The sequence below is a fragment of the Streptomyces sp. SPB074 genome, assembly GCF_000154905.1.
GTDB lineage: Bacteria > Actinomycetota > Actinomycetes > Streptomycetales > Streptomycetaceae > Streptomyces.
Window position 1 is genome coordinate 4565515 of the sequence record NZ_GG770539.1, and the last position, 767, is coordinate 4566281.

At 74.4% G+C, this 767-nt stretch carries 1 protein-coding gene; it reads right to left on the bottom strand.

Annotated elements, in window-relative coordinates; genetic code table 11:
* Positions 1-767 (bottom strand): phosphatase PAP2 family protein (locus SSBG_RS19190; RefSeq protein WP_008747731.1); only part of this gene is annotated, 767 nt, incomplete at both ends.

Consider the following 767-nt stretch of genomic DNA (forward strand, 5'->3'; position numbering starts at 1 on the left):
CCGCCCGCGGCGCGGGGCGCGACCCGCCCGGCAGCCGGGAGCGCAGCCCCCGCCGCACCCGCGCCGCGCCCCGCAGCAGCGGGCGGGTCAGCAGCGCGCCCGCGCCCATCACGGCGGCGCCCGCGAGCGCGTCGAGCAGGTAGTGGTTCGCCGTGCCCATCACGACGAGCGCCGTGATCGCCGGGTACGCGATCCCCGCCGCCCGCGTCCAGCGCGAGCGCCCGTGGCGCCACAGCAGGAAGCCGCACCACAGGGCCCAGCCGACGTGCAGGCTCGGCATCGCCGCGTACTGGTTCGTCATGCCCCCCAGGCCGCGCGGCGCGCTCGCCTCGCCGCCCCACCAGCCCCAGTCGCTGAACTGCGCCATCGTGTCCACGAATCCGTGGCCGTCCGCGAGCAGCCGGGGCGGGCAGGTGGGCAGGAACGTGAAGCCGACGAGGCCGATGAGCGTCGAGGTCATCAGCCAGGTGCGGGCCGCGCGGTAGACGGAGTGCCGGGCGCGGAAGAGCCAGATCAGCACGAGCGGCGTGACGAGGTAGTGCAGGGAGGCGTACCAGAAGTCGGCGGGGATGCCGAGCCAGGGCTCGCGGGTGAAGAGGCGGTTGAGGGGGTGTTCGAGGTTGATGTGGAGGAGCTTCTCCAGGCGGAGGATCGCGAGACCGTGATTGATCGCGTCGCCCACGTCGCCCCGGGCGAAGAGGCGGCCCGCCGAGTAGACCCCGTACAGGAGGGCGAGGAGCCCTATCTCGCTCCACCAGCGCAGCCGC